Genomic DNA, 24,271 nt, shown 5'->3' with positions numbered 1-24,271 from the left:
GGCCCCCGAGGACGTGGTCCTCGGGGGCCTTCGTGCCGTCAGGAGGGCTCAGCCGGCCATGCCGAGCAGCCGGGCGGCCACCGCGGGGGCCTCCCGCGTGCCGGCCGTGATGAGCAGCACCGTGTCGTCGCCCGCGATGGTGCCCACGATCCCCTCGACGCGCGCCTGGTCCACGACGGAGGCGAGGAACTGCGCGGCCCCGGGAGGGGTCCGCAGGACGACCAGGTTCTCCGTCGGCTCGGCGGAGAGGAGCAGCTCGCGTGCCATGGACGCGAGCCGCCCCGTCTGTGACTCGGCGCTGCGCCCGGCCACGGCCTCCTCGCCGTCGGCCGGCACCGCGTAGACCATCCCCTCGGCCCCGCGCAGGCGCACGGCGCCGAGGTCGACGAGGTCGCGCGACAGCGTGCCCTGGGTGACGGACAGCCCACGCTCGGCCAGGGCGTCCGAGAGCTCGGCCTGCGACCGGATGGCGCGCGTCTGCAGGACGTCCCGGATGGCCGCCTGGCGGGCGGTCTTCGTCGCCGGCGTGGCCATCAACGGGGGTCCTGGGCCAGGCCCGAGCGGTACAGCAGCCACGCCATGAGCGCCTTCTGCGCGTGCAGCCGGTTCTCCGCCTCGTCGAACACCACCGACTGCGGCCCGTCGATCACGTCCTCCGTGACCTCGTAGCCGCGGTAGGCCGGGAGGCAGTGCAGGAAGACCGCGTCGGAGGCGGCGCGGGCCATGGCGGCAGCGTCCACGCGGTAGTCCGCGAACAGGCGAAGGCGCTCCTCCTTCTCGTCCTCCTGGCCCATGGACACCCAGGTGTCCGTGACGACGACGTCCGCGCCGTCCAGCGCGGCGGCCGCGTCCGTGGTGACGAGCACGGATCCACCGGTCTCCCCGGCCCGCTCCTCGGCCGCGCGCACGACTGCCGGGTCGGGCAGGAAGCCCTCCGGGCCGGCGACGCGTACGTGCATGCCCGCCGTGACGCCCCCCAGCAGGTACGAGTTGGCCATGTTGTTGGCCGCGTCGCCCAGATAGGCCATCGTCAGGCCCCGCGTGCGGCCCTTGTGCTCGCGCACGGTGAGGAGGTCGGCCAGCAGCTGGCACGGGTGGTAGTCGTCGGACAGGGCGTTGACGACGGGCACGCGCGAGTGCGCCGCCATCTCCTCCAGGCCGGACTGGGCGTAGGTGCGCCACACGATGACGCCGACCATGCGCTCGAGGACGCGCGCCGTGTCCGCGATGGACTCCTTGTGGCCCAGCTGCGACTCCCCCGGGTTCACGATCAGCGGGGTGCCGCCGAGGTCGGCGATGCCGGCCGCGAAGGACACCCGGGTGCGGGTCGACGTCTTGTCGAAGAACACGATGCCGGTCTGCGGGCCCGCCAGCGGGCGGTGGCGGAAGCGGTCCGCCTTCATCTCCAGGGCCAGGTCCAGGACCTCCGCCTGCTCGGCGGGGCTCAGGTCCGTGTCCACGAGGAAGTGGCGGACGGGGACGTCGGTGCCGGGGGCGGCGGTCATGCGGTCTCCTCCTTCGGAGCGTGGGGGGTCGGAGCGGCGGCGCGGGCGGCGCGCACCAGGGCGGGCAGGGCGTCCGCGAAGCGGTCGAGGTCCGCCGCCTCCACGTTCAGGGGCGGGGCCAGGCGCAGCGTGCGGGGTCCGGTGGCGTTGAGGATCCAGCCCGCGTCAAGGCCGGCCCGCACCACGGCCGGGGCGAGCCCGCCCGTGGGGGACGCGGCGGCGTCGTCGGCGAGGTCGACGCCGATCCAGAGGCCGTAGGCGCGGACGGCCGTGACCTCGGCGAGCGTCTCGAGGCGCTCGGACACCCGGGCGCCGACGGTGCGGACGTGGTCCAGCAGCCCCTCGGCCTCCAGGGTCTCCACGACCGCGAGGCCCGCGGCGGTGGCCAGCGGGTTCCCGCCGAACGTCGTGCCGTGCTGGCCCGGGGCGAGCAGGCGGGAGACCTGGGGGCCCACCGAGACGAGCGCGCCGATCGGCACGCCGCCTCCCAGGCCCTTGGCCAGAGTGAAGGCGTCCGGCACCACGGGCGCGCCGGACCCCGTGACCTGCGGGTTCTGGAAGGCGAACCAGGTGCCCGTGCGGCCGACGCCGGACTGGACCTCGTCCAGGATCATCAGCGCGCCCGCCTCACGCGTGAGGTCCCGAACGCGGGCGAGGTATGCGGCGGGCCAGCCATGCACGCCGGCCTCGCCCTGGACCGGCTCGAGGACGACGGCGGCCACCGTCCGGCCCTCGGCGTCGGGGGCGAGGGCCGCGGCGAGGGCCCCGGCGTCGCCGCCGGCGATGAACTCGACACCGCCGGGCAGCGGCTCGAACGGCGCCCGGTAGGCCTCCTTGTGGGTCAAGGCCAGGGCGCCCATGGTGCGGCCGTGGAAGGCGCGCTCCAGGGCGAGGACGCGCGTGCGGCGTCCGGTGGGATCCTGCGTGCCGTGGCGGCGGGCCAGCTTGAGGGCGGCCTCGTTGGCCTCGGTGCCGGAGTTGCAGAAGAAGACCGAGGAGCCCTCGGGCAGGCCGGCCCGGTCCAGGAGGGCCTCGGCCAGCCGGACCTGCGGCTCCGAGGTGAAGAGGTTGGACACGTGGCCGAGGGTGGCCACCTGCCGCGAGACGGCCTCCACGACCGCCGGGTGGGCGTGGCCGAGCGAGTTCACGGCGATGCCGGCCACGAGGTCCGTGTACTCGCGCCCGTCGGCGTCCCAGACGGACGTGCCGCTGCCGCGCACGAGCGCGCGGGCGGGGGCGCCGAACACGCCGGTCAGTGCGTGGGCGTAGCGCGCCAGCAGCTCCTCCTGGGGGGCCGCGGGATCGGTGCCGGGTGCGGTGCTCATGCGTCCTCCTGGGCGGTGGCGGTGGTGGGCGCCGACGCGGGCCGCGTGGCGGGGGTGGGATCCGGGACGACCTGCGTGCCGACGCCGTCCGAGGTGAACACCTCGAGCAGCATCGAGTGCGGGCGGCGGCCGTCCACCACGTGCGCACGGTGGACGCCGGAGTCGACGGCGTGCAGGCACGCGGCCATCTTTGGGATCATCCCGGACTGCAGGCCCGGAAGGAGTCCGCGCAGCTGGCTCGCCGTGAGGGAGCTGATCAGGGAGTCACGGTCCGGCCAGTCGGCGTAGAGCCCCTCGACGTCCGTGAGGAGCACGAGCTTCGCGGCCCCGAGCCCGGCGGCCAGGGCCGCGGCGGCGGTGTCCGCGTTCACGTTGAGCACCTCCCCGGTGGGCTCGCCGTCGTCCCCGATCTCCGGGGCAACCGAGGAGACCACGGGAATCCGGCCGGCGTCGATCACGTCCCGGATGGCCTCCGGGTTCACCGCGGTGACCTCGCCCACCAGGCCGAGGTCCACGGTCTCGCCGTCCACGACGGCGCCCGTGCGTCGGGCGCGGAACAGCCCGGCGTCCTCGCCCGAGGAGCCGACCGCATACGCACCGTGGGAGTTGATCAGCCCGACGAGCTCGCGGCCGACCTGTCCGGTGAGCACCATGCGGACGACCTCCATGGCCTCCGGCGTGGTGACGCGCAGGCCGCCGCGGAACTCGGACTCGATGCCCAGCCGCTCGAGCATCGCGTTGATCTGCGGGCCGCCGCCGTGGACCACCACGGGGTGCACGCCCACGTGGTGGAGGAACACGACGTCCTCCGCGAAGGCCCGGCGCAGCTCGTCCGAGACCATCGCGTTGCCGCCGTACTTGATCACCATCGTGGCGCCGGCGAAGCGCTGGACCCACGGCAGCGCCTCGACGAGCACCTCGGCCTTGCTGGCGGCGCGCTCGAGCCGCTGCGCCGTGGAGAGCACGGGCACGGACGGCGTGGTGGGGTCGGCGGGGGCGGGCTGGCCGGTCATGGGGTCACCTCAGGTGGAGTAGGCGGAGTTCTCGTGGACGTAGTCGTGGGTGAGGTCGTTGGTCCACAGCTCCACGACGGCGTCGCCCGCGTGGAGGTCGATCTCGATGACCACCTCGCGGCCGGAGAGGTCCACGCCCGCGCGGGAGTCCCCGACGCCGGCGGCCCGGCACACCTGCACCCCGTTGAAGGAGACGTCCAGGGCGTCGGCGTCGAAGGGGGCCACCTCCTCCGGGACTGTGCCGACCGCGGAGATGACCCGGCCCCAGTTGGGGTCCTGGCCGAAGATGGCGGTCTTGAGCAGGTTGGAACGGGAGACGGCGCGGGCCACGGCCTCGCCGGCGTCCTCGTCCGAGGCGTTGACCACGCGGATGAGGACGTCATGCCCGGCGCCCTCGGCATCGCCGACGAGCTGACGGGCCAGGTCCGCGCAGACGGCGTGGAGGGCCGCGCCGAACTGCGTGGGCTCGGGGGCCACGCCGGACGCGCCGGACGCGAGCAGCACGACGGTGTCGTTCGTGGACATGCAGCCGTCCGAGTCCACGCGGTTGAACGTGGTGCGCACGGCCTCCTCGAGGGCGGCCCGGAGGGCCGCGGCCGGCAGGTCGGCGTCGGTGGTGACCACGCAGAGCATGGTGGCCATGCCCGGGGCCAGCATGCCGGCGCCCTTGGCCATGCCGCCGACGGTCCAGCCCTCGCCGGAGGCCTGCGCCTCCTTGGGCACGGTGTCGGTGGTCATGATGGCCAGGGCGGCGTCGGCCCCGCCGTCCTCCGCCAGCCCCGCGGCGGCCGCGTCCACGCCGGCCAGCAGCGTGTCCAGCGGCAGGCGCTCGCCGATCAGGCCGGTCGAGCAGACCACGACGTCCCCCGCTGACACGCCCAGCGCCTCGGCGGCGTGCTCGGCGGTGCGGTGGGCGTCCTGGAAGCCGGCATGCCCGGTGGCGGCGTTGGCGCCCCCCGAGTTGAGCACGACGGCGTCGGCGCGCCCGTCCGTCAGCACCTGCCGAGACCACCGCACGGGGGCGGCGGCGACGCGGTTGGTGGTGAACACGCCGGCGGCGGTGTGGGACGGGCCGTCGTTGACGACGACGGCGACGTCCGGCTTCCCGGACGGCTTCAGGCCCGCCGTGACGCCGGCGGCGCGGAAGCCCTGTGCTGCGGTGACGCTCACGGCGCGACCCCCTGGATCTCGAGCCCCAGCTGCTCCGGCAGGCCGAGGGCGATGTTCATGGACTGGAGGGCGCCGCCGGCGGTCCCCTTGGTGAGGTTGTCGAGGGCGGCGGTGACGATCACACGGCCGGCGTGGGGGTCCACGGCGAGCTGCATGACGACGTGGTTCGAGCCCACGACGGCCTTCGTCGTCGGCCACTGCCCCTCCGGCAGCAGGTGGACGAAGCGCTCGGGGCCGTAGGCGTCCTCCCACGCGGCCCGGACCCGGTCCGCGGTCACGCCCTCCTTCAGGCGGGCGGTGGCGGTGGCGAGGATGCCGCGGGGCATGGGGGCGAGCGTGGGCGTGAAGGAGATCTGCACCGGCTCGCCGGCGGCCTGCGCGAGGCCCTGCTCGATCTCCGGGGTGTGCCGGTGGCCGCCGCCCACGCCGTAGGGGCTCATGCCGCCCATGACCTCGGAGCCGAGCAGGTGTGGCTTCGCGGCCCTGCCCGCGCCGGAGGTGCCGGAGGCGGCGACGATGACGACGTCCCGCGTCTCCAGCAGCCCGGCGGCGAAGCCGGGGGCGAGGGCGAGGATCGAGGTGGTCGGGTAGCAGCCGGGGACGGCGATGCGCGTGGCCCCGGCCAGTCTCTCCCGCTGCCCCGGCAGCTCGGGCAGGCCGTAGGGCCAGGTGCCGGCGTGGTCCGTGCCGTAGAAGCGCTCCCAGTCGGCGGCGGACTCGAGGCGGTGGTCCGCTCCGGCGTCGATGACGAGGGTCCGTGGGGACCGCTCGGCCAGCTCCGCCGCCACGGCCGCGGAGGCGCCGTGCGGCAGGGCGAGGACGACGACGTCGTGCCCGGCCAGGACGTCCGCCGTGGTGTCGTCGAGGACGCGGTCCGCGAGCGCGTGCAGGTGCGGCTGGAGGGAGCCCAGGCGCTCGCCGGCGTTGGAGTGGGCGCTGATGGCGCCGATCTGCACCTCGGGGTGGCCCGCGAGCAGGCGCAGGACCTCTCCCCCGGCGTAGCCGCTGGCCCCGGAGACGGCGACGGTGAATGTCATGGCGTCACCCTAGCGCATCTATGCAGAGGCTGGAATATCTATGCGAAGTACGACGGCGCGCTCGTCCGCCGCCCCCGGGGGCACCTAGAGTGCGGAGCATGAGCACCCACGCCGAGATCCCCGCCCGCCACCACGCGATCATCGCCGAGGAGGTCGGCGGCCCCGAGGTCCTGCGCTGGACCGAGACCGCCGTCCCGACCCCCGGCGCCGGAGAGGTGCTGGTGCGGACGGCCGCGGCGGGCCTGAACTTCATCGAGACCTACCAGCGCTCCGGCGTCTACGCCGTCCCGCACCCCTTCACCCCCGGGAGCGAGGGGTCGGGCGTCGTCGTCGCGCTGGGCCCCGGCGTGGACGAGGCGCTGCGGGGCGCGCGCGTGGCGACCGCCGCCGGCCGCGGCACCTACGCCGAGCACTTCACGGCCCCGGCGGACCAGCTGCTGCACGTGCCCGCGGGCGTGGACCTGGCCGACGCCGCCGCGCTGCCCCTGCAGGGCATGACCGCCCACTACCTGTGCCGCTCCACGTTCCCCGTGGAGCCCGGGCATGTCGTCGCCCTCACCGCGGGGGCCGGCGGCGTGGGCCTGCTCCTGACCCAGCTGGCCGCGGCCCGGGGCGCCACGGTCATCACGGCCGCCTCGACGGAGGACAAGCGCGCGCTTTCGGCGGCCGCCGGGGCCTCCGCGGCTGTGCCCTACGCCGAGCTGCGGCAGACCGTCCTGGACGCCACCGGCGGTGAGGGCGCCCACGCGGTGTTCGACGGCGTCGGTGCGGACACCTTCGAGGACTCGCTGGCCTCCCTGCGCGTGCGGGGCACGCTGGTGCTCTTCGGCGGCGCCTCCGGCCAGGTGCCCCCGTTCGACCTCCAGCGGCTGAACTCCGGCGGCGGGCTCTACGTCACCCGGCCGTCCCTGGCCCACTACACCCGCACCGCCGAGGAGACCGCCTGGCGCGGCAGAGAGCTCTTCGACGCCTGGTCCGCCGGCGCGCTGGACGTGCGGATCGGCGCCCGGGTGCCCCTGGCGGAGGCCGGCCGCGCGCACACCCTGCTGGCGTCGCGGGCCACCACGGGCAAGGTGCTGCTCCCCCTCTCCTGACGACCGTGTGGCGGGTCCCCCACCCCAGGTGAACAACAGGTGAACTAGGCTGGGTCGGTCCTGGACCGCCCGCGCGTCGTCCCCCGCCCCGTCCTCACTCCCACGCCGTCCCCGGAGGTCCCGTGACCGCACCCCACCCGTCCACGCCCCGCTCCGCCCCCCACGACGCCGGCACCCCGCACGCACCCCAGCTGCCGGGCACGGACCGCACACCGCCGCCACGCACGCTGATCGACATCCTCGACGCGACCGCGCGCGAGCACCCCGAGGCACCCGCCCTGGACGACAGCACGGCGCAGCTCGGCTACGCGGAGCTGCTGGACCGGGTCCTCGAGTCCGCGCGGTTCCTGCAGGCGCACGGCATCGGCGCGGGCGACCGGGTGGGCGTGCGGATCCCCTCCGGCACCGCGGCCCTCTACGTCTCCATCCTCGCCGTCATGGCGGTCGGCGCCGCCTACGTGCCGGTGGACGCGGACGACCCCGAGGAGCGCGCCCGGCTCGTCTTCGGCGAGGCCCGGGTGGCCGGCGTCCTGACCGGCGAGCGCGCGCTCGACGACCGCGCGGCCGCCGAGCGGGCCGAGGCGCCCGAGGCCCGCGCCCCCCGCTTGGAGGACGACGCGTGGATCATCTTCACCTCCGGCTCGACGGGCACGCCCAAGGGCGTCGCCGTGTCCCACCGCTCCGCGGCCGCCTTCGTGGACGCCGAGGCCCGGATCTTCCTCACCGCCGATCCGCTCGGCCCCGGCGACCGTGTCCTGGCCGGCCTCTCCGTGGCCTTCGACGCCTCCTGCGAGGAGATGTGGCTGGCCTGGCGCCACGGCGCGTGCCTCGTGCCCGCGCCCCGCGCGCTCGTCCGCTCGGGCATGGACCTCGGCCCCTGGCTGGCCGAACGGCGCATCACGGCCGTCTCCACCGTGCCGACCCTCGCCGCGATGTGGCCGACGGCCGCACTCGCGAACGTGCGCCTGCTGATCTTCGGCGGCGAAGCCTGTCCGCCCGACCTCGCCGCACGCCTGGCCGTGCCCGGTCGCGAGGTCTGGAACACCTACGGCCCCACCGAGGCGACGGTCGTCGCGTGCGCCGCCCCGCTGGCCGGCGAGGGACCCGTGCGCATCGGCCTGCCCCTGGACGGCTGGGACCTGGCTGTCGTCGACCCCGCCTCCGGCGTCCCCGTGGCGGAGGGCGAGACCGGCGAGCTGATCATCGGCGGCGTGGGCCTGGCCCGCTACCTCGACCCCGCCAAGGACGCGGAGAAGTACGCGCCCATGGAGACCCTCGGCTGGGACCGCGCCTACCGCTCCGGCGACCTCGTGCTCTACGACCCCGCGGGACTGCTGTTCCTGGGCCGCGCCGACGACCAGGTCAAGGTCGGCGGCCGCCGCATCGAGCTCGGCGAGGTGGACGCAGCCCTCCAGAACCTGCCCGGTGTGCAGGGCGGCGCCGCCGCGGTGCGCACCACCCCGGCCGGCAACCAGCTCCTCGTGGGCTACCTCAAGCCCACGGGCCCGCTCGAGGGCTTCGACCTCGACGCCGCCCACGCCCGGCTCGCCGAGGAGCTGCCCGCGGCGATCGTCCCGCGCCTGGCCCTCGTCGACTCCCTGCCGACGAAGACCTCCGGCAAGGTCGACCGCAACGCCCTGCCCTGGCCGCTGCCCGGCACCGCCGCCACCGACGACGCCGACACCCCCGACGAGTCCACCCCCGACGGCTGGGTCCTGGCCCAGTGGGCGGCCGTGCTCGGCGCGGCCCCGGCCGACGGCTCGACCGACTTCTTCTCCGCCGGCGGCGGATCGCTCGCCGCGGCCCAGCTCGTGGCCCGGCTGCGCGAGCGCCACCCCGGCGTGACCGTCCAGGACGTCTACCGCCACCCCACCGCCGACGAGCTCGTCTCCGCCGTGCTCGGCGAGGGCGCCGAGGGCATCGAGGTCCACGAGCGCAACGTCGACACCACCCGGCGGCGCACCCAGTGGGCCCAGACCCTCGTGGGGCTGCCCGCGTTCATCCTCCCGGCGCTGCGCCTGGGGACGTGGACCGGCGTCGCCGTGAACCTCCTCGCCGCCACCGGCCTGGTCCCCGGACTGCCCACCGTCCCGTGGTGGATCCTCGCGCTCGTGGGGCTGTTCGTGGTCACCGCCCCCGGCCGCATGCTCGTGGCCGGGCTGACGGCACGCGCCCTGCTGCACGGCGTGGGCCCGGGCGCCCACCCGCGCGGCGGACGCGTGCACCTGCGCCTCTGGCTGGCGCAGCAGGTCACCGACCTCGTGGACCCCTACTCCCTCGCCGGGGCCGGGTGGATCCCCGCCTACGGCCGGCTGCTGGGCAACCGCATCGCCCGCGACGCCGACCTGCATGCCCTCCCGCCCGTGACGGGGCTCCTCACCGTGGGCGAGGGCGCCTCGATCGAGCCGGAGGTCGACCTCTCCGGCTACTGGGTCGACGGCGACGTGCTGCGCGTCGGCACCGTGGAGGTCGGGGCCGGGGCCGTCGTCGGGTCCCGCTCCACCCTGCTGCCCGGCGCCAAGGTGGGCGCCGGCGCCCACGTCGAGGCCGGTTCCACCGTGGCCGGGCGTCTGCGCGGCCACCAGCGCCACGGCGGCTCCCCCGCCGTGAAGCTCGGCAAGGTCAAGCGCGGCTCGGCCCCGGCCGAGACCGCCCCGGACGCCGCCGGCTGGCGCGTGCTCTCCACGCTCTCCTCCACGGCCGTGGCGCTGCTGCCGCTGGCGGCCGTGGCCGCCGCGGCGGCCGTCGGCGCGTGGTCCCTGACCTGGTGGCCGCCCGCCGCCGCCGACGCGTCGCCGCTGCAGGCCGTCGGCACCGCCGCCGCCCGCCTGCTCGCGGCCAGCCCGCTGATCGCCGCCGTGTGGTTCGGCGTGCAGATGCTGCTGGTGCTCGTCGCCGTGCGCGTCCTCGCGATCGGCATCACCCCGGGCCACCACCCCGTGCGCTCGCGGGTGGGCTGGCAGATCTGGGCCACCGAGCGCCTGCTCGACGCCGCCCGCGACCAGCTCTTCCCGATCTACGCCTCCCGCTTCACGCCCACCTGGCTGCGCTGGCTCGGCGCCCGCGTCGGCAAGGACGTCGAGGCGTCCACGGTGGTGCTCCTGCCGACGATGACCCAGGTCGGCGACGGCGCGTTCCTCGCCGACGACACGATGGTCTCCTCCTACACGCTCGAAGACGGCTGGATGCACGTGGCCCCGGCGAAGGTCGGCAAGCGCTCCTTCGTGGGCAACTCCGGCATGGTCCCCGGTGGCCGCACCCTCCGCAGGGACTCCCTCGTGGCCGTCCTCTCCACCACCCCCGCCAAGACCAAGGCCGGCACCTCGTGGATGGGATCGCCGCCCGTGCGCCTGCGCCGCACCGAGGTCGAGGCCGACGCCTCGCTCACCTACGCGCCCCCGGCCCGGCTCAAGGCCGCCCGCACCGGCTGGGAGCTGCTGCGCGCGATCCCGGTCTGGCTGCACGTCGCGCTGACGATCGCCGTGGGCGCCGCCCTCGCCGCCCTCGCAGCGGTGGGCACCTGGTGGCTGGCCGCCCTGCTCGGCGGCGCCGTCCTGCTCGCGGCGGGCGCCGTCGCCGCCGTGGTGACCGTCCTCGCCAAGAGGGCGTTCGTGGGCCGCGTGCGTGCCGGCGAGCACCCCCTGTGGTCCTCGTTCATCTGGCGCAACGAGGTCGCGGACACGTTCACCGAGTTCCTCGCCGCCCCCTGGTTCTCCCGCGCCGCCGCCGGCACCCCTGCCATGGTCTGGTTCCTGCGAGGCATGGGCGCCCGCATCGGCCGCGGCGCCTGGGTGGAGTCCTACTGGCTCCCGGAGGCGGACCTCGTCACCCTGGGCGACGGGGCCACCGTGAACCGCGGCTGCGTGGTGCAGACCCACCTCTTCCACGACCGCGTCATGGCCCTCGACGAGGTCGTCCTCGCCGACGGCGCCACCCTCGGCCCCAACTCCGTGGTGCTGCCCGCCGCGCGTCTGGGCGAGGGCACCACCGTGGGCGCCGGCTCGCTCGTCATGCGCGGCGAGGAGCTGCCCGGCGGCACCTGGTGGCTCGGCAACCCCGTGGCCCCGTGGCGCCGGCCCGGCAAGACCCCGACGGCACACCAGCGGGCCGCGGCCGCCACCGGCGCGCTGCCTGTGATCCCCGACCCGACCAGCGCAGGAGGCATCCGATGAGCACCGACCCGTACATCCCCGGAGTCGGCTCCGACACCGCCACGATCGAGCACCTGCGGGTGGAGCTCGACGTCCGGCTGGCGTCCAACCGGGTGGCCGGCGTCGCGGAGCTCCACGTGCGGCTGTGCCGGCAGAGCGACACCGTCGAGCTCGACCTGCACCGGCTCGCCGTCGACGGCGCCGCCGGCACCCACGACGGCCGCCCCCTCAAGGTGAGGGCGACGACGCCGCGCAACCGCCCGCACCGCGTGGTCGTGCACCTGGGCGCCTCCCTGCCGGAGGGGTCGCTCGTGGTCCTGCGGCTGTCCTACTCGGGGCACCCGAGGCCCCGCCGCAGCCCGTGGGGGACCATCGGCTGGGAGGAGCTGACGGACGGGGTGCTCGTGGCCGGGCAGCCCCACGGCGCGTCCACGTGGGTGCCGTGCATCGACTCCCCCGCGGTCCGCCAGACCGCGGACATCACCGTCACCTGCGACGCCGGCTACCTCCCCGTGGCCAACGGCCGCGGCACCCGCCTGCGCTCCCGCGGATCCCGCGAGACCTGGCGGTGGGTCATGGACCGGCCCGTCCCCGCCTACCTGCTCACCCTGCAGATCGGCCGGTACCGGCAGGTGACCGCGCCGGGCTCCGGGACGCCGGAGTCGGCCGCGGCCGGGGGCGTGCCGCCCCTGCGCCTCGTCGTCTCCCCGCGCCTGCAGGCCCGCGCCGAGGCCGCGATGGCCGGCCAGGGCCGCATGATGGAGGCCTTCACCGCGGCCTACGGGCCCTATCCGTTCGACGACTACGCGGCCGTCGTCGCCGACGACGTCCTGGAGATCCCCCTCGAAGCCGCGGGCCTGTCCCTGTTCGGCGTGAACCACCTGGACGGCTCGTGGGAGTCGGAGCGGCTGATCGCCCACGAGATGGCCCACCAGTGGTTCGGCAACGCCGTGACCCTGGGGCGCTGGTCCGACCTGTGGCTGCACGAGGGATTCGCCTGCTACTCCGAGTGGCTGTGGGCGGAGGCGTCGGGCCGGGCCGCCCTCCGCCACGAGGCGAAGCAGGCCTGGCACGGCCTGAAGCGCCAGGGGGAAGACCTCGTCCTGGCCGCGCCGGGCGCCGCCGACATGTTCGACGATCGCGTGTACAAGCGGGGCGCGCTCACGGTGCTGGCCGTGCGCACGCTGCTGGGTGACGCCGTGTTCGGCGAGATGCTCCGGGACTGGGTGGCCCGGCACCGCTTCGCCACCGTGGACACGCCGGGGTTCCGCGCCCACGTGCTCGCCTGGGCGCCGCGCGCCGACGTGGCCCCGGAGGACGTGGACGCGCTGTTCGACGCCTGGACGCTGCGGCCGGAGCTGCCCGCCTTCCCCGGCTGAGCCCCCGCCCGGGCTCGGGGTGCCGGCACGCCGCGCCGGGGCTAGGAGGCCGGCCGCCAGGCGACCGTCCCGACCACGCCCGGGGGCAGCCGCGGATCCGCCAGGGGCACGACCGCCTCCCCGAGCTGGGGGCGCACCTCGGCGGGGTCGCGGTCCAACCCGGTCCCGCGGGCCTTCACCAGGGCCTCCTTGACGGTCCAGAGGCGCACGCGCTCGGCGAGGGCCCCCTCCGGGGACAGCCCGGCCAGGGCGGCGCGCTCCTCCGCCGCGAAGGCCACGGCGTCGATTTCCGCGGCGCCGTCCGCTCCCGCGGCGAAGGCGCGCAGGGTCTGCGGCGCCGTCGGGTCCTCGGCGTCCACGCCGATCCCCCACGCCGTGCCTGCGACGGACGGCGTGCACCACGCGAGCACGGTCACCGGCCGGGGCCCGTCGACGTGGGTGAGGCTCACGGCGGGCAGGACGGGCCCCCCGTCGTCGCCGGGCGCCCCACCGGGTGTCGTCCCGTCGCCGGCGCGGCGCAGTGCCGGGGCCCCGTGGTCCGTCGCCCCGCAGCCGGGGCAGGAGTGCGCCAGGGCCAGGGCGCGCGGCCCGAGACCCAGCCTCGTCCCCAGGGCCGCCAGCACCTGCGCGGTGCCCTCGGTCCGGGACACGCCGACGGCGCCGACCTCGATCCCCCGCGTGGGGGAGGTCGGCGCCGTCGTCACGCTCGTCTCACGCACGGCCGAGCCGGGGGTCCGGCTCAGCGCTGCACGGCCCCGTGGCGCTCGGCGGCGAGCGCCGTGGCGGCCTCGCGGGCCTCGGAGGCCTCGTCGGCCGTCAGGGTGCGGTCCGGCGCACGGAAGCGCAGGCTGAAGGCGAGGGACTTGTGCCCCTCGGGCACGCCCTTGCCGGCGTAGACGTCGAACAGCGCGACCTCCTCGAGCAGCTCGCCCGCGCCCTCGGCGAGGGTGGCGCGCACGTCCCCGGCGACGACGTCGTCCGCCACCACGAGGGCGACGTCCTGCTGGGAGGCGGGGTACGTGGACAGCGGCCGGGCCACGACGCGGTCCGCGGCGGCCGCCAGCACGGCATCCAGGTCCAACTCGAAGGCGCCCGTGCGGGCGGGCATGTCCGCGTCCTCGAGCCAGGCCGGCAGCAGCTCACCGGCCACGCCCACCGCGGTGCCGTCCGGCAGCGACAGGGTGGCGGTGCGGCCCGGGTGGAACGCCTGGTGCGTCCCCTGGACCACGGTCAGCTCCACCCCGACAGCCCGGCCGACCGCGAGCGCGGCGGCGATCGGGTCCTGCCAGTCGAACGCGCGCGGGGCGAATCCGGCGCCGGGGGCGGCCTCGTGCCCGGCGAAGGCGCCGGCCACGTGGCGGGGCTGGGCCGGGATGCCGGCGTCCAGCTCCGCGAGGGTCTCGGCGGAGGGCTTGACACCGATGGGCTCGTTGGAGGGCGAGCCGAGGGCGCCGTCACCCGGCAGGAACACGGCGCCGACCTCGAACAGGGCGACGTCCTTGAAGCCGCGGGAGACGTTGCGACGGACGGTCTCCAGGAGGTTCGGCAGCAGGGTGGTGCGCATCCAGCCGAACTCCGAGGAGATCGGGTTGGCCAGGCGCACCATGCGCTGCGCCGCGCCCTCCTCGGGGGTGGCGGAGCCGAACAGGCGGTTCTGCCCCTCGGAGACGAACGGGTAGTCGAGGACCTCGGTGAGGCCTGCGGCGGCCAGGGTGTCCGCCACGCGGCGGCGGTGCACCTGGGCGCGGGTCAGGCCGCGGCCCGGGGGCGCCACGGGGAGGGTGGAGGGGATGTTCGCGTAGCCGTCCAGGCGGGCGACCTCCTCCACGAGGTCCTCCGGGATGCGCAGGTCGTGGCGCCAGGTGGGCGCCGTGACCTGCAGGAGGTCCCCGGCGTCCTCGACGGACGCGCCGAGCCCGGTCAGCAGCTCCACGACCCGCTCGCGCGGGTAGTCCACGCCGATGCGGCGGGCCGGGTACTCCGGGTCCAGCTCGACGACGACGGGCTCGGGCCGGGTGCCCACGTCCGTGACGCCCTGGGCGGGGGTGCCGCCCGCGAGCTCGACGAGCAGCTGCACCGCGCGCTCGGCGGCCTCGTCGGCGATCTCCCAATCCACGCCGCGCTCGTTGCGCTTCGAGGCCTCGGAGGGCAGGCGGTGGCGGCGGCGGGTACGCGCGATCGACACCGCGTCGAAGTGCGCGGACTCGATGAGCACGCGGGTGGTGCCCTCGGACACCTCGGTGGCGGCGCCGCCCATGACACCGGCCAGGCCGATCGCGCCCGACTCGTCGGCGATCACGAGGTCCTCGGGATCGAGGGTGCGCTCCTTGTCGTCGAGGGTGCGCAGGGTCTCCCCCGCGGCGGCGCGGCGCACGGTGATCCCGCCGGTGAGGCGGTCGGCGTCGTAGAAGTGCAGGGGCTGACCCAGCTCCCACATGACGTAGTTGGAGACGTCCACGGCCAGGGAGTGGGGGCGGATGCCGGCCAAGCGCAGGCGCGCGGCCATCCACGGCGGCGTCGCGGCGGCGGGGTCGATGCCCTCGACCACGCGGGCCACGAACCGGTCGCAGCCGGGGACGCCGTAGATGCCGGCGCCGTCGGCGAGCGTGACGGCGGGGCCGGCGTCGTTCGCCTCAGGCGCGGTGACGGCGGCGGCCGGGTCCGTGAACGCGGTGCCGGTGGCGTGCGCGTACTCGCGGGCGATGCCGCGGATCGAGAACGCGTAGGAGCGGTCCGGGGTGACGTTGACCTCGGCGGCCTCCTCGCGGAGGTGGAAGAGGTCGACCACGTCGGTGCCGACCTCGGGGTCGAGGCCCATGTCGCCCAGGACGATGATGCCGTCGTGGTCGTCGCCGAGGCCGAGCTCGCGGGCGGAGGCCATCATGCCGGCGGAGACGTGGCCGTACGTGGAGCGCGGGGAGATGCGGAAGTCCCCGGGCAGCACGGCGCCGGGCAGGCAGACGACGACCTTGTCCCCGACCTCGAAGTTGTGGGCGCCGCAGACGATGCCCTGCACGCCCGAGGGGTCGATGCCCTCACCGGTCAGGGTCTGCTCGGCGCCCTCGGGCACCACGCGCACGGAGCACCAGTTGATGGTCTTGCCGTTCTTCTGCGGCTCGGGCTCGCGGGTGAGCACCTGGCCGACGACGAGCGGGCCGGTGAGCTCGTCGGACGGGCGGTGGACGTCCTCCTCCTCGAGGCCGACCGTGACGAGGTCGGCCAGGACGTCCTCGGCGGTGGCGTCGGCGGGGACCTGCGCGAACTCGCGCAGCCAGTCAAGCGGGATACGCACGGTGGATCAGAGCTCCATTCCGAAGTGCTGGGAGAAGCGGACGTCGCCCTCGATCATGTCCCGCATGTCCGGGACCTCGTTGCGGAACATCAGGGTGCGCTCGATGCCCATGCCGAACGCGAAGCCGGAGAACTCCTCCGGGTCGATGCCCGCGGAGCGCAGGACGTTGGGGTGGACCATGCCGCAGCCGCCCCACTCGATCCAGCGCGGGCCGCCCTTGGCCTGCGGGTGCCAGATGTCCATCTCCGCGGAGGGCTCCGTGAAGGGGAAGAAGTTCGGGCGCAGGCGGATCTCCGCCTCCGGCCCGAACATCTGTCGGGCGAAGTACTCGAGGGTGCCGCGCAGGTCGGCCATGGTCAGGCCGCGGTCCACGGCCAGGCCCTCGAACTGGTGGAACACGGGGGTGTGGGTGGCGTCGAGCTCGTCCGTGCGGAAGGTGCGGCCGGGGCAGAGCACGTACACGGGGGCGCCGCGCTCCAGCATGGAGCGGACCTGCACCGGGGAGGTGTGGGTGCGCAGCAGGAGGTTGGACTCCAGGGGCTCCACGAAGAAGGTGTCCTGCATCTCGCGGGCCGGGTGGTCCGGCGGGAAGTTCAGGGCGTTGAAGTTGAACCAGTCGTGCTCCAGCTCGGGGCCCTCGGCGATCTCCCAGCCCATGCCGACGAAGATGTCGGAGACGCGTTCCTGCAGGAGGGACAGCGGGTGGCGGGCGCCCGGGAGGCGACGCGCGGCGGCCGCGGTGACGTCCACGGTCTCCTCGGCGAGCATGCGGGCGGCGTGCTCGGCCTCGAGCACCTCGGTGCGGGCGGCGAGGGCCTTGCCGATCCGGCTCCGGGCGGCGCCCATGGTCTTGCCGGCCTCGGCCTTCTGCTCCTTGGGCAGGGTGCCGATGGCCTTGTTGGCCAGGGTCAGCGGGGCGCGGTCGCCCTGGTGGGCCAGGCGCGCGGCCTTGAGCTCCTCGAGGTCGGCGGCGGCCTCGAACGCTGCCAGGGCCTCGGCCACGGCGGCGTCGACGGCGGGGCCGTCCACGGGGGAGAGCTGCGGCGCGTCCTCGGACGCGCCCGTCTCGGGACTGGAAGTCATGGGTCGATGACCTTCGCATGAGGGGACGTCGGATCGCCGCCGGCGCGGCGGGGACCGGGCGCGCGGGCGCCGGTCCGCCCGGGCGGCGGCCTGTCGGCCAGTCTAGTTGTACTGTCCGGGGACGTTGATCAATCGTGAGAAGGGCGGCTGGTTCCCGCAGGCGCTGTGGGGGCGATGCTGGTTGTAGTGGTGGAGCCAGTCGGGGAGGGCGTCTCGGCGTTCTTGCTCGCTGGTGTAGCAGCGGGCGTAGGCCCACCCGTCACCCATCGTGCGGTGGAACCGCTCCACTTTTCCGTTGGTCTGCGGCCGGTACGGGCGGGTGAACTTCGGACGGATCGACAGCGCCTCGCAGGTGTCGCGCCACAGGTACGACCGGTATGCCCCACCGTTGTCGGACAGCACTCGTTCGATGGTAACGCCACGTTCGGCGAACCACTCGACCGCCCGGTGCAGGACGGCGACGGCGGTGATGGCGGTCTCGTCGTCGTGGACCTCGGTGTACGCGACGCGGGAGTGGTCGTCGATGACGGTGTGTACGAATGCGTACCCGAGCTTGGGGCTGTGCCACTTGTTCTTCGGCTTGTCCGGTGTCGCGGCGCGGTTCTTCTGGCCCTGGCGGCGGCCGACGTAACGCCAGCCGCCGCCGTCGGGGATGTTCCCGATCTTCTTCACGTCCACGTGCACCAGCGAACCCGGGTGCGGGTGCTCGTAGCGACGTACTGGCTCGCCCGTGGCGCGGTCGACGTACGACAACCGGTTCAGGCGCGCCGCCGTGAGGATGCGGTGGACCGTCGAGGGAGCGATCCCCAGCCGGGCGGCGAGCTGGATTGGTCCTTCGCGCAGTCGCATTCGCAGGCTCACGCACCGCTTCGTCACCGCCTTGTTCGTCTTCTTCGGTGAGGACTTCGGTCGCGACGAGCGGTCGTTCATGGACTCGCCGGCGAGGTAGCGGTCGACCCACCGCTTCACGGTCGGCCAGGACACCTGGAACCGGGCGGCGACCTCGCTGATCGGGTGGCCGTCCTCGACGACGAGGCGGGCGACCTTGAGCCGGTGGCGAGGTGTGAGAGCTGCGTTGAGGTGGGTCATTATCGTTCGAGGGTGGGTGCGAATCGGCCCCGATCAGATGGTGCGTGATCGGGGCCGAAGAGCTGGCGGTGACTCATGCCGGCTCAGGTCGATCCAGGGAGCGCATGGCGTCCATGAGGGAGGTGTAGACGAGGCTGGGCTTGCGGTCGTGCCAGTCGGTGTCGCTGTCGCGCTCATCCTGGTGCAGGGGCTGGGTCGTCGGTTCGTAGATCCACCAGAGGTTGCGCCACGGGTCGAGAGCGCGCGCGATCCGGTAGCCGCCGTAGAAGTCGCTGACGGGAGTCACGATGCGCCCTCCGGCCGCGACGGCCTTGTCCAGGCAGTCCTGGGCATCGGGGACATAGACCTGCAGGAAGGCCGGCGTGAAGGGCCAGTCGGGCTTGCGGTCGCACAGCATGATCGTGGCGTCGCCGATCGTGACCTCGCCGTGGATGATCGAGCCGTCCCGATCGGGGGTGCGGACGTGGGCGGCTTCGTGCCCGTCGAACACGGACTCCACGAAGCGGATGAAGCCCATGGCGTCTGGAACGATGGCGAAGGGGTTGATGGTGTTGTGCCCGGTCGGGGGCGTCAAGGAAGGCATGTATACATAAAATATGAGCACATCGAGTGACGTCAAGTATCGCCAAGGTGCCAGCTTCCTCCTGGCGACCCTCGGGCGGCGCGCAGAGAGGGCATGGGCGACTCACCTGACAGGGCAGGGGATCACCACGGCCCAGTTCACTGCCATGGCTGTCCTCGCGGAAGGTGAACGTACGCAGGCACAGGTGGCAACCGCCATCGCGGTCGACCCGCGGAACGTCGGTGCCACCATCAGGAAGCTCATCGAAGCGCGATGGGTCCAGGCCCGACCGAACCCCGCCGATGCCAGGTCGCGACTTCTGAGCCTGACCCCCGAGGGGCGGCAGTGGTGGAATGACCTGCAACCCGGCCTGCGTCAGGGACGCAACGCCTTCTTCCACGCCCTGACCCCCGACGAGCTGACAGCGCTGGAGGCACTCCTTGGGAAGCTCGACGCCTCACATGCAGCGGACTCGATCAACGTCCCCGGTCAGTACATCTAGTGGCCGCGCCGGACGCGCTCCCCTAGTCTGGCGCCATGGTGACGCCCGCAGACCCCGGCCCCGCCGTCCGGGGCGTCGACGCCGACCCGCAGACCCGCTGCGCCCACTACCGGACCGAGCGCGACGTCGTCGCCCTGCGCCTGGACTGCTGCCCGGAGTACTGGTGCTGCCGCGAGTGCCACGACGAGCTGGCCGGCCATCCGGGCCGCCCGCTCCCCCGCGAGGCGTTCGGCCTCCCGAGCGTGCTGTGCGGGGTCTGCCGGCACGAGATGGATGTGCCCGCGTACCGCGCCGCCATGGCCCACGCGGATCCGCACTGTCCGGCCTGCGGAGCCGGCTTCAACCCGGGCTGCTCCCGACACGCCCGCCTGTACTTCGCGGTGGACGCGTGAGCGCCGCCCCCGCGCGCCCGACTCGGCCGCGGGGCGCCGCGCGGCTGCGGGGCCTGTGGAACCTGCTGAACCTCTCGACGCCCCTCGGTGTGGTGGGCGCCGTCCTCGCGGGCTGCCCCCTGCGCCCGGGGCCGGACGGGCTGCTCCACGCGGAGGGCTGGCGGCACCGGTTCCCGGGCGGGGCGGCGTTCACGGTGGGGGACGTCGTGTTCACCCGGCCCGGGCTGGAGATGACGGAGCGGCTGTGGCGGCACGAGGGAGCGCACGCCGCCCAGTACGCGGCGTGCCTGGGGCTGCCCTTCCTGCCGCTGTACGGGATGTCGGCGGCGTGGTCGAGCTGGCGCACGGGCGACCCGGCGTCGCGCAACCCGTTCGAGCGGGGCGCGGGACTGGAGCGCGGCGGATACGTCCAGGCGGCGGTGCGGCGCGGCCCCGGCCGGGGCGCGCTCAAGCCGGCCGGCGGGGACCTCCGCGACGCCCGCCGCGCCTGAGCCGCGCCGGCTGCCGCACGGCGGGTCCGGCCCACGTCAGTGCAGGGCGCCCCCGGGGACGTCGAGGTCCGGGCCCTCGACCAGGGCCGCGCGGGCGACCGCGGCGACGGCGCGGGCCAGGTCCGCCGCCGGCAGAGCCGGGGTCTGCGGCGTCGGCGCGTGCTCGCGGCTCCACGGGACGTGGACGAAGCCGGCCGCGCGGGCCGGGGCCGGGGCGTCGAGCAGCGAGTACATGACGTGGTTGCACACGAAGGACCCGGCCGAGAGGGAGGGCTCGGCGGGGACACCGGCCTCGCGCACGGCGGCGACGGCGCGTTTGACCGGAAGGGTGGCGAAGTGCGCGGCGGGACCGCCGGAGCGGACGGGGCGGTCCGCGGGCCGGTCCCCCGCGTTGTCCGGGATCCGGGCGTCCTGCAGGTTCACGGCCACGCGCTCCACCCGCACGGCGGCCGTCCCCCCGGCGAGCCCGACGGCGACCGCGATCTCCGGTCGGTGCGCCTCGAGCGCGGCGGCCAGCGCGGGCCCGGCCGCGGCGAACACGCAGGGCAGCTCCACGGCGACGGCGGGGGTCCCGTCCGCGGTCAGGGCCGCGGCGGCCGCACGGGCCGCTTCGATGGAGGGGTTGTGGTCGTCGCCGCCGAAGGGCTCGAAGCCGGTGAGGAGGACGCGGACGGGGTCGGTCATGCGCGCCAGGCTACGGGAAGGCCGTGCCGACTCCGGCCGTTGTCACGCGATTCGAACATGTGTTCTAATGGAGTCATGCGATGGGAAGCGCAGACCCTGCGGACCGGGGGCGGAGCTCAGCGGCCGGGGGCCGGCACACCGGCCGGCTCGCCCGCGACGCTGCCGCTCCCGGGCCTGCAGCGGATCGTGTCCCCGCCGGAGTTCGCCGGCGTGACCTTCCATGAGGTGCTGGCGCGCAGCGCGCTGAACAAGGTGCCCGCCTCCTCGGCCATGCCCTTCCGATGGACCGTGAACCCCTACCGCGGATGCACCCACGCCTGCGTCTACTGCTACGCCCGCGGCACCCACCGCTACCTGGACCTCGGGCCCGGCGAGGACTTCGACCGGCAGATCGTGGTCAAGACGAACGCCCCGGAGGTCCTGCGCGCGGAGCTCTCCCGTCCCGGCTGGACGCGTGAGCCGGTGGCCCTGGGCACCAACACGGACCCCTACCAGCGCGCCGAGGGCCGCTACCGGCTCATGCCCGGCATCATCACCGCCCTGGCGGACACGGGGACCCCGTTCTCCATCCTCACCAAGGGCACGCTGCTGGGGCGGGACGCGCCCGCCCTGCAGGCGGCCGCCGCACAGACGTCCGTGCAGGTCGGGCTGTCCCTGGCCCTCCTCGACCCCTCCCTGGCGGCCGCGGTGGAGCCGGGCACGCCCTCCCCCGCGGCCCGCCTGCGGCTGATCAGCCGTCTGGCCGAGGCCGGGGTGGAGGTCTCCGTCATGGCCATGCCCCTGCTGCCCTGGCTGACGGACTCGGACCGCCAGCTGGACCGGCTCATGGCCGCCCTCGCGGACGCCGGAGCGCACAGCGTCCTGGCCGGGACCCTGCACCTGCGCCCCGGCGCCCGGGAGTGGTTCCTGGGCTGGATCGACCGGGAGCACCCCCACCTCGCTGCGGACTACCGGCGCATGTACGCCCGCTCCGCCTACGCGCCGCAGGCGTACCGCCGGGTGGTCTCCCAGGCCGCACGGGAGGCTGCGGCGCGCCACGGACTGCGCCACGGAGGCGCCCACACGATCACCCGGGAGGACGGGCCCGGCCCGCGAGGGGGCGCCTCGGCACCCCTCTCCGCCCCGGCCGGCACGACCGGCGCCGAGCAGGCGGACACGGCCGCGGACGCCGTCCGGCCCGTCATCGCGCAGCCGACGCTGTTCTGACCGCCGGACCGACCGGCCCGGCTCAGAGCCCGAGTCGGCCGGCCTCGACCGCCGCCAACAGCGCGTCGACGATCGGCCGGTCAGCAGGGATCCAGTCCAGCGCGTGCAGGGCCTCGGCCGTGAGCGGCGTCCACTCCAGGCGATCGTGGTCCTGCAGCGCGGCGGGGGCGCCCGAGTCCTCCCGGAGCACGCCGAACCACACGCGCATCCGGGCCCCGTTCGCCAGCTCCCAGCCTGGGCCCTCGGGGGCCGCCACCTCGGTGCCCAGGCGCACCCGCACGCCCAGCTCCTCGACGAGCTCGCGGTGCAGCGCGGCATCGGCCCCCTCCTCCGGCTCCACCTTGCCGCCCGGGAACTCCCAGAGCCCGGCCAGGGATGCCGGGGCACTGCGCCGCGCGGCCAGCAGCGCGGTGGGGCGTGCGGCGTCGTCGACCAGGGCGACCCCCACCACGGGGCGCGGCGCGGACGGCACGGGAGGGGTCTGCGGTGTGGCGGGACTCATGCCGCCAGAGTAGCGGCGGGGCCGCCTCGTCTGCGCCGCCGTCCGTAGGCTGGGCCGGTGCCCCAGAACCCCGCTCCGCACCCGATCCCGAGACCGCATCACGGCGCCGCCGCCCCCTCCCCTCGTCCCGCCTCGCCCGACGACCTCCTGAGCCCGCGGCGCGTGCGCCTGCTGCCGGCGATCCTCGCCCTGGCCCTGGGCAGCTTCGCGATCGGGACCACGGAGTTCACGATGATGGGCCTGCTGCCCGAGGCCGTGACCGACCTCGGTGTGGGCCTGGAGACCGGGGGCGTCCTGATCTCCATGTACGCCCTGGGCGTGGTGGTGGGTGCGCCGGTGCTGGCGGCGGCGCTGGCGCGCATGGACCGCAAACTCTCCAGCATCCTCCTCATGGGCCTGTTCGTGGTGGGGCACCTCGCCTCTTTGCTGGCCCCGAGCCTGGGTGCGCTCATGGCGGCCCGGTTCGTCTCCGGCCTGCCCCACGGCGCCTTCTTCTCCGCGGCGGCCCTCGCCGCCGCGGACCTCGCGGGCCCCGCGCGTCGGGGCCAGGCGATCGGCTGGGTCATGGCGGGCCTCTCGGTGGCCAACGTCGTCGGCGTGCCCGCCGCCACCGCCCTCGGCCAGGCGGCCGGCTGGAGGTGGATGTTCGCCGTCGTCGCGGCGTGCGCCCTGGGATGCATCGCCGCCACCGCCCTCCTCGTCCCCCGGGTGCCGGCCCCGGCGGGCGCGTCCGTCGCCGCCGAGATCCGCGGGCTGGCCTCGGGGCGGCTGTGGGCGACGGTGGCCATCGGGGTCGTCGGCTTCGCGGGCATGTTCTGCCTCTACACCTACATCGCACCCCTGCTCACCGAGGTCTCCGGCCTGCACCCGCGCTGGGTGCCCGCGGTCCTGGCCCTCTACGGCGTGGGCATGGTGATCGGCACCCTCGTCTCCGGCGCCCTGACGGACCGCGACCCGATCCGGACCCTGCGCTGGTCGTTCGGCGTGAGCGCGCTGGGCCTGCTGGCCGTCTCCCTGACCGCCCCCTGGTGGCCGGCGCTGCTGGTGAGCCTGCTGGTCGTGGCCCTCTCCGGCTCCGGCATCGCACCGGCCCTCCAGGTGCTCCTCGTGGACGCCGCCCCGACGGCGCCGCAGCTGTCCGGCTCGCTGAACCACTCGGCCCTCAACATGGCGAACGCGATGGGCGCGTGGGTGGGCGCGGCGGCCGTCGGGGCGGGCGCCTCCCTCCGGATGCCCTCGCTGATCGGCGCGGGCATCGCCCTCGTCGGGCTGCTGATGTCGGTGGCGCTGCTGCGCCGCCCCGCGTCGGCGCCGCCTGGGGCATAGCCCGCCGACCATGGATGCACAGCGCATTCGCAGTCGATGAGGGGTGGAGGGCGACCCCCGGGCGTGGGCTAACGTGTCCCCACGTACAGCTATAGACGTCCAGAAAGGACATTCATCATGGGCTTCCTCGCGTGGATCATCCTCGGCCTCATCGCCGGCGCCATCGCTCGTCTCATCCTTCCGGGCCACCAGGGCTCCGGCTGGCTGGGCGCCCTCATCACCGGCGTCCTGGGTGCCCTGCTGGGCGGCTGGCTGGGCCGCACCCTCTTCGGTGCGTCCACCAACGACGGCTTCTTCGACCTGGCCACCTGGTTCTGGGCCATCATCGGCGGCGTGATCGTCGCGTTCATCTGGCAGGCCATCGCCGGCCGCATGGGCCGCGGCACCCGCGTCTGACCATCTGACGCGCTCAGCCCACGGGCTCGCCACGCACCGAACGGGGGCGTGGGCCGGATCTCCGGCCCACGC

22 protein-coding genes are annotated in these 24,271 nt (G+C 75.0%); 9 read left to right on the top strand and 13 right to left on the bottom strand.

Annotated elements, in window-relative coordinates:
• Positions 1-48: 48 nt before the first annotated feature.
• The 6 genes from argR to argC are packed head-to-tail and all read right to left on the bottom strand — an operon-like array spanning position 49 to position 6,050.
• Positions 49-534: an arginine repressor gene (gene argR / locus KW076_RS06910; RefSeq protein ID WP_224354622.1), complete on the bottom strand. Its 486-nt coding sequence runs from the start codon at positions 532-534 to the stop codon at positions 49-51.
• Positions 534-1,505 (bottom strand): ornithine carbamoyltransferase, encoded by a 972-nt coding sequence (gene argF / locus KW076_RS06905; protein ID WP_224354621.1) that lies wholly within the window; start codon positions 1,503-1,505, stop codon positions 534-536. The genes argR and argF overlap by 1 nt, the downstream gene beginning before the upstream one ends.
• A complete protein-coding gene (locus tag KW076_RS06900) occupies positions 1,502-2,830 on the bottom strand; it encodes an acetylornithine transaminase (RefSeq protein ID WP_224354620.1) in 1,329 nt (442 codons plus the stop codon). Before KW076_RS06900 ends, argF begins: the two co-directional genes overlap by 4 nt.
• Positions 2,827-3,843: an acetylglutamate kinase gene (gene argB / locus KW076_RS06895; RefSeq protein WP_224354619.1), complete on the bottom strand. Its 1,017-nt coding sequence runs from the start codon at positions 3,841-3,843 to the stop codon at positions 2,827-2,829. Before argB ends, KW076_RS06900 begins: the two co-directional genes overlap by 4 nt.
• A gap of 9 nt (positions 3,844-3,852) precedes the next feature.
• Positions 3,853-5,013 (bottom strand): bifunctional glutamate N-acetyltransferase/amino-acid acetyltransferase ArgJ, encoded by a 1,161-nt coding sequence (argJ, locus tag KW076_RS06890; protein ID WP_224354618.1) that lies wholly within the window; start codon positions 5,011-5,013, stop codon positions 3,853-3,855.
• Positions 5,010-6,050: an N-acetyl-gamma-glutamyl-phosphate reductase gene (gene argC / locus KW076_RS06885; RefSeq protein ID WP_224354617.1), complete on the bottom strand. Its 1,041-nt coding sequence runs from the start codon at positions 6,048-6,050 to the stop codon at positions 5,010-5,012. The genes argJ and argC overlap by 4 nt, the downstream gene beginning before the upstream one ends.
• 98 nt (positions 6,051-6,148) lie before the next feature.
• Here argC and KW076_RS06880 point away from each other — a divergent pair, with 98 nt between their 5' ends.
• The 3 genes from KW076_RS06880 (at position 6,149) to KW076_RS06870 (ending at position 12,674) form a co-directional block, all read left to right on the top strand.
• A complete protein-coding gene (locus KW076_RS06880) occupies positions 6,149-7,144 on the top strand; it encodes a quinone oxidoreductase family protein (protein ID WP_224354616.1) in 996 nt (331 codons plus the stop codon).
• A gap of 122 nt (positions 7,145-7,266) precedes the next feature.
• Positions 7,267-11,316 carry a Pls/PosA family non-ribosomal peptide synthetase gene (locus tag KW076_RS06875; protein WP_350354973.1) on the top strand — a complete coding sequence of 1,350 codons (4,050 nt, stop codon included), beginning with the start codon at positions 7,267-7,269 and terminating at the stop codon, positions 11,314-11,316.
• The gene (locus KW076_RS06870) at positions 11,313-12,674 is read left to right on the top strand and encodes a M1 family metallopeptidase (protein ID WP_224354615.1); all 1,362 of its coding nucleotides are present in this window, start codon (positions 11,313-11,315) and stop codon (positions 12,672-12,674) included. Before KW076_RS06875 ends, KW076_RS06870 begins: the two co-directional genes overlap by 4 nt.
• Before the next feature lie 41 nt (positions 12,675-12,715).
• Here the strand turns inward: KW076_RS06870 and KW076_RS06865 are convergent, their stop codons facing one another.
• The 5 genes from KW076_RS06865 to KW076_RS06845 all read right to left on the bottom strand — a co-directional run bounded on the left by KW076_RS06865 (position 12,716) and on the right by KW076_RS06845 (position 18,712).
• Positions 12,716-13,393, bottom strand: a complete 678-nt coding sequence (locus KW076_RS06865) for a 4'-phosphopantetheinyl transferase family protein (protein WP_224354614.1) — start codon at positions 13,391-13,393, stop codon at positions 12,716-12,718.
• Between the two features lie 20 nt (positions 13,394-13,413).
• Positions 13,414-15,966, bottom strand: coding sequence for a phenylalanine--tRNA ligase subunit beta (pheT, locus tag KW076_RS06860; protein ID WP_224354613.1), 2,553 nt, complete (start codon positions 15,964-15,966; stop codon positions 13,414-13,416).
• A 6-nt stretch (positions 15,967-15,972) separates the two neighbouring features.
• Positions 15,973-17,049, bottom strand: a complete 1,077-nt coding sequence (gene pheS / locus KW076_RS06855) for a phenylalanine--tRNA ligase subunit alpha (protein WP_224354612.1) — start codon at positions 17,047-17,049, stop codon at positions 15,973-15,975.
• Between the two features lie 102 nt (positions 17,050-17,151).
• A complete protein-coding gene (locus tag KW076_RS06850; RefSeq protein WP_224354611.1) occupies positions 17,152-18,138 on the bottom strand; it encodes an IS481 family transposase in 987 nt (328 codons plus the stop codon).
• A gap of 73 nt (positions 18,139-18,211) precedes the next feature.
• On the bottom strand, positions 18,212-18,712 hold the full coding sequence (locus tag KW076_RS06845; protein ID WP_204371902.1) for a VOC family protein: 501 nt from the start codon (positions 18,710-18,712) through the stop codon (positions 18,212-18,214).
• 22 nt (positions 18,713-18,734) lie between these two features.
• Between KW076_RS06845 and KW076_RS06840 the strand changes: the two genes are divergently transcribed.
• The 3 genes from KW076_RS06840 to KW076_RS06830 are packed head-to-tail and all read left to right on the top strand — an operon-like array spanning position 18,735 to position 20,085.
• Positions 18,735-19,202, top strand: coding sequence for a MarR family winged helix-turn-helix transcriptional regulator (locus tag KW076_RS06840; RefSeq protein ID WP_080983906.1), 468 nt, complete (start codon positions 18,735-18,737; stop codon positions 19,200-19,202).
• A gap of 35 nt (positions 19,203-19,237) precedes the next feature.
• Positions 19,238-19,594, top strand: a complete 357-nt coding sequence (locus tag KW076_RS06835; RefSeq protein WP_224354610.1) for a CHY zinc finger protein — start codon at positions 19,238-19,240, stop codon at positions 19,592-19,594.
• Positions 19,591-20,085, top strand: coding sequence for a hypothetical protein (locus KW076_RS06830; RefSeq protein WP_224354609.1), 495 nt, complete (start codon positions 19,591-19,593; stop codon positions 20,083-20,085). The genes KW076_RS06835 and KW076_RS06830 overlap by 4 nt, the downstream gene beginning before the upstream one ends.
• Positions 20,086-20,121: 36 nt before the next feature.
• Here the strand turns inward: KW076_RS06830 and KW076_RS06825 are convergent, their stop codons facing one another.
• Positions 20,122-20,769, bottom strand: a complete 648-nt coding sequence (locus KW076_RS06825) for a pyroglutamyl-peptidase I (protein ID WP_224354608.1) — start codon at positions 20,767-20,769, stop codon at positions 20,122-20,124.
• A 75-nt stretch (positions 20,770-20,844) separates the two neighbouring features.
• On the opposite strand from KW076_RS06825, the gene KW076_RS06820 reads away from it, so the two are divergent.
• Positions 20,845-21,975 (top strand): Rv2578c family radical SAM protein, encoded by a 1,131-nt coding sequence (locus tag KW076_RS06820; protein ID WP_224354607.1) that lies wholly within the window; start codon positions 20,845-20,847, stop codon positions 21,973-21,975.
• Between the two features lie 22 nt (positions 21,976-21,997).
• Here KW076_RS06820 and KW076_RS06815 read toward each other — a convergent pair whose 3' ends face one another.
• Positions 21,998-22,477 carry a (deoxy)nucleoside triphosphate pyrophosphohydrolase gene (locus KW076_RS06815; RefSeq protein WP_224354606.1) on the bottom strand — a complete coding sequence of 160 codons (480 nt, stop codon included), beginning with the start codon at positions 22,475-22,477 and terminating at the stop codon, positions 21,998-22,000.
• Positions 22,478-22,534: 57 nt separating this feature from the next.
• Here KW076_RS06815 and KW076_RS06810 point away from each other — a divergent pair, with 57 nt between their 5' ends.
• Both KW076_RS06810 and KW076_RS06805 read left to right on the top strand, forming a co-directional pair.
• Positions 22,535-23,803, top strand: coding sequence for an MFS transporter (locus tag KW076_RS06810; protein WP_224354605.1), 1,269 nt, complete (start codon positions 22,535-22,537; stop codon positions 23,801-23,803).
• 117 nt (positions 23,804-23,920) lie between these two features.
• Positions 23,921-24,199 (top strand): GlsB/YeaQ/YmgE family stress response membrane protein, encoded by a 279-nt coding sequence (locus KW076_RS06805; RefSeq protein ID WP_224354604.1) that lies wholly within the window; start codon positions 23,921-23,923, stop codon positions 24,197-24,199.
• The last annotated feature ends 72 nt before the right edge of the window (positions 24,200-24,271 follow it).

The sequence above is a fragment of the Micrococcus porci genome (assembly GCF_020097155.1).
GTDB classification, from domain to species: Bacteria; Actinomycetota; Actinomycetes; order Actinomycetales; family Micrococcaceae; genus Micrococcus; species Micrococcus porci.
This window is presented reverse-complemented; position numbering and strand designations above follow the sequence as displayed.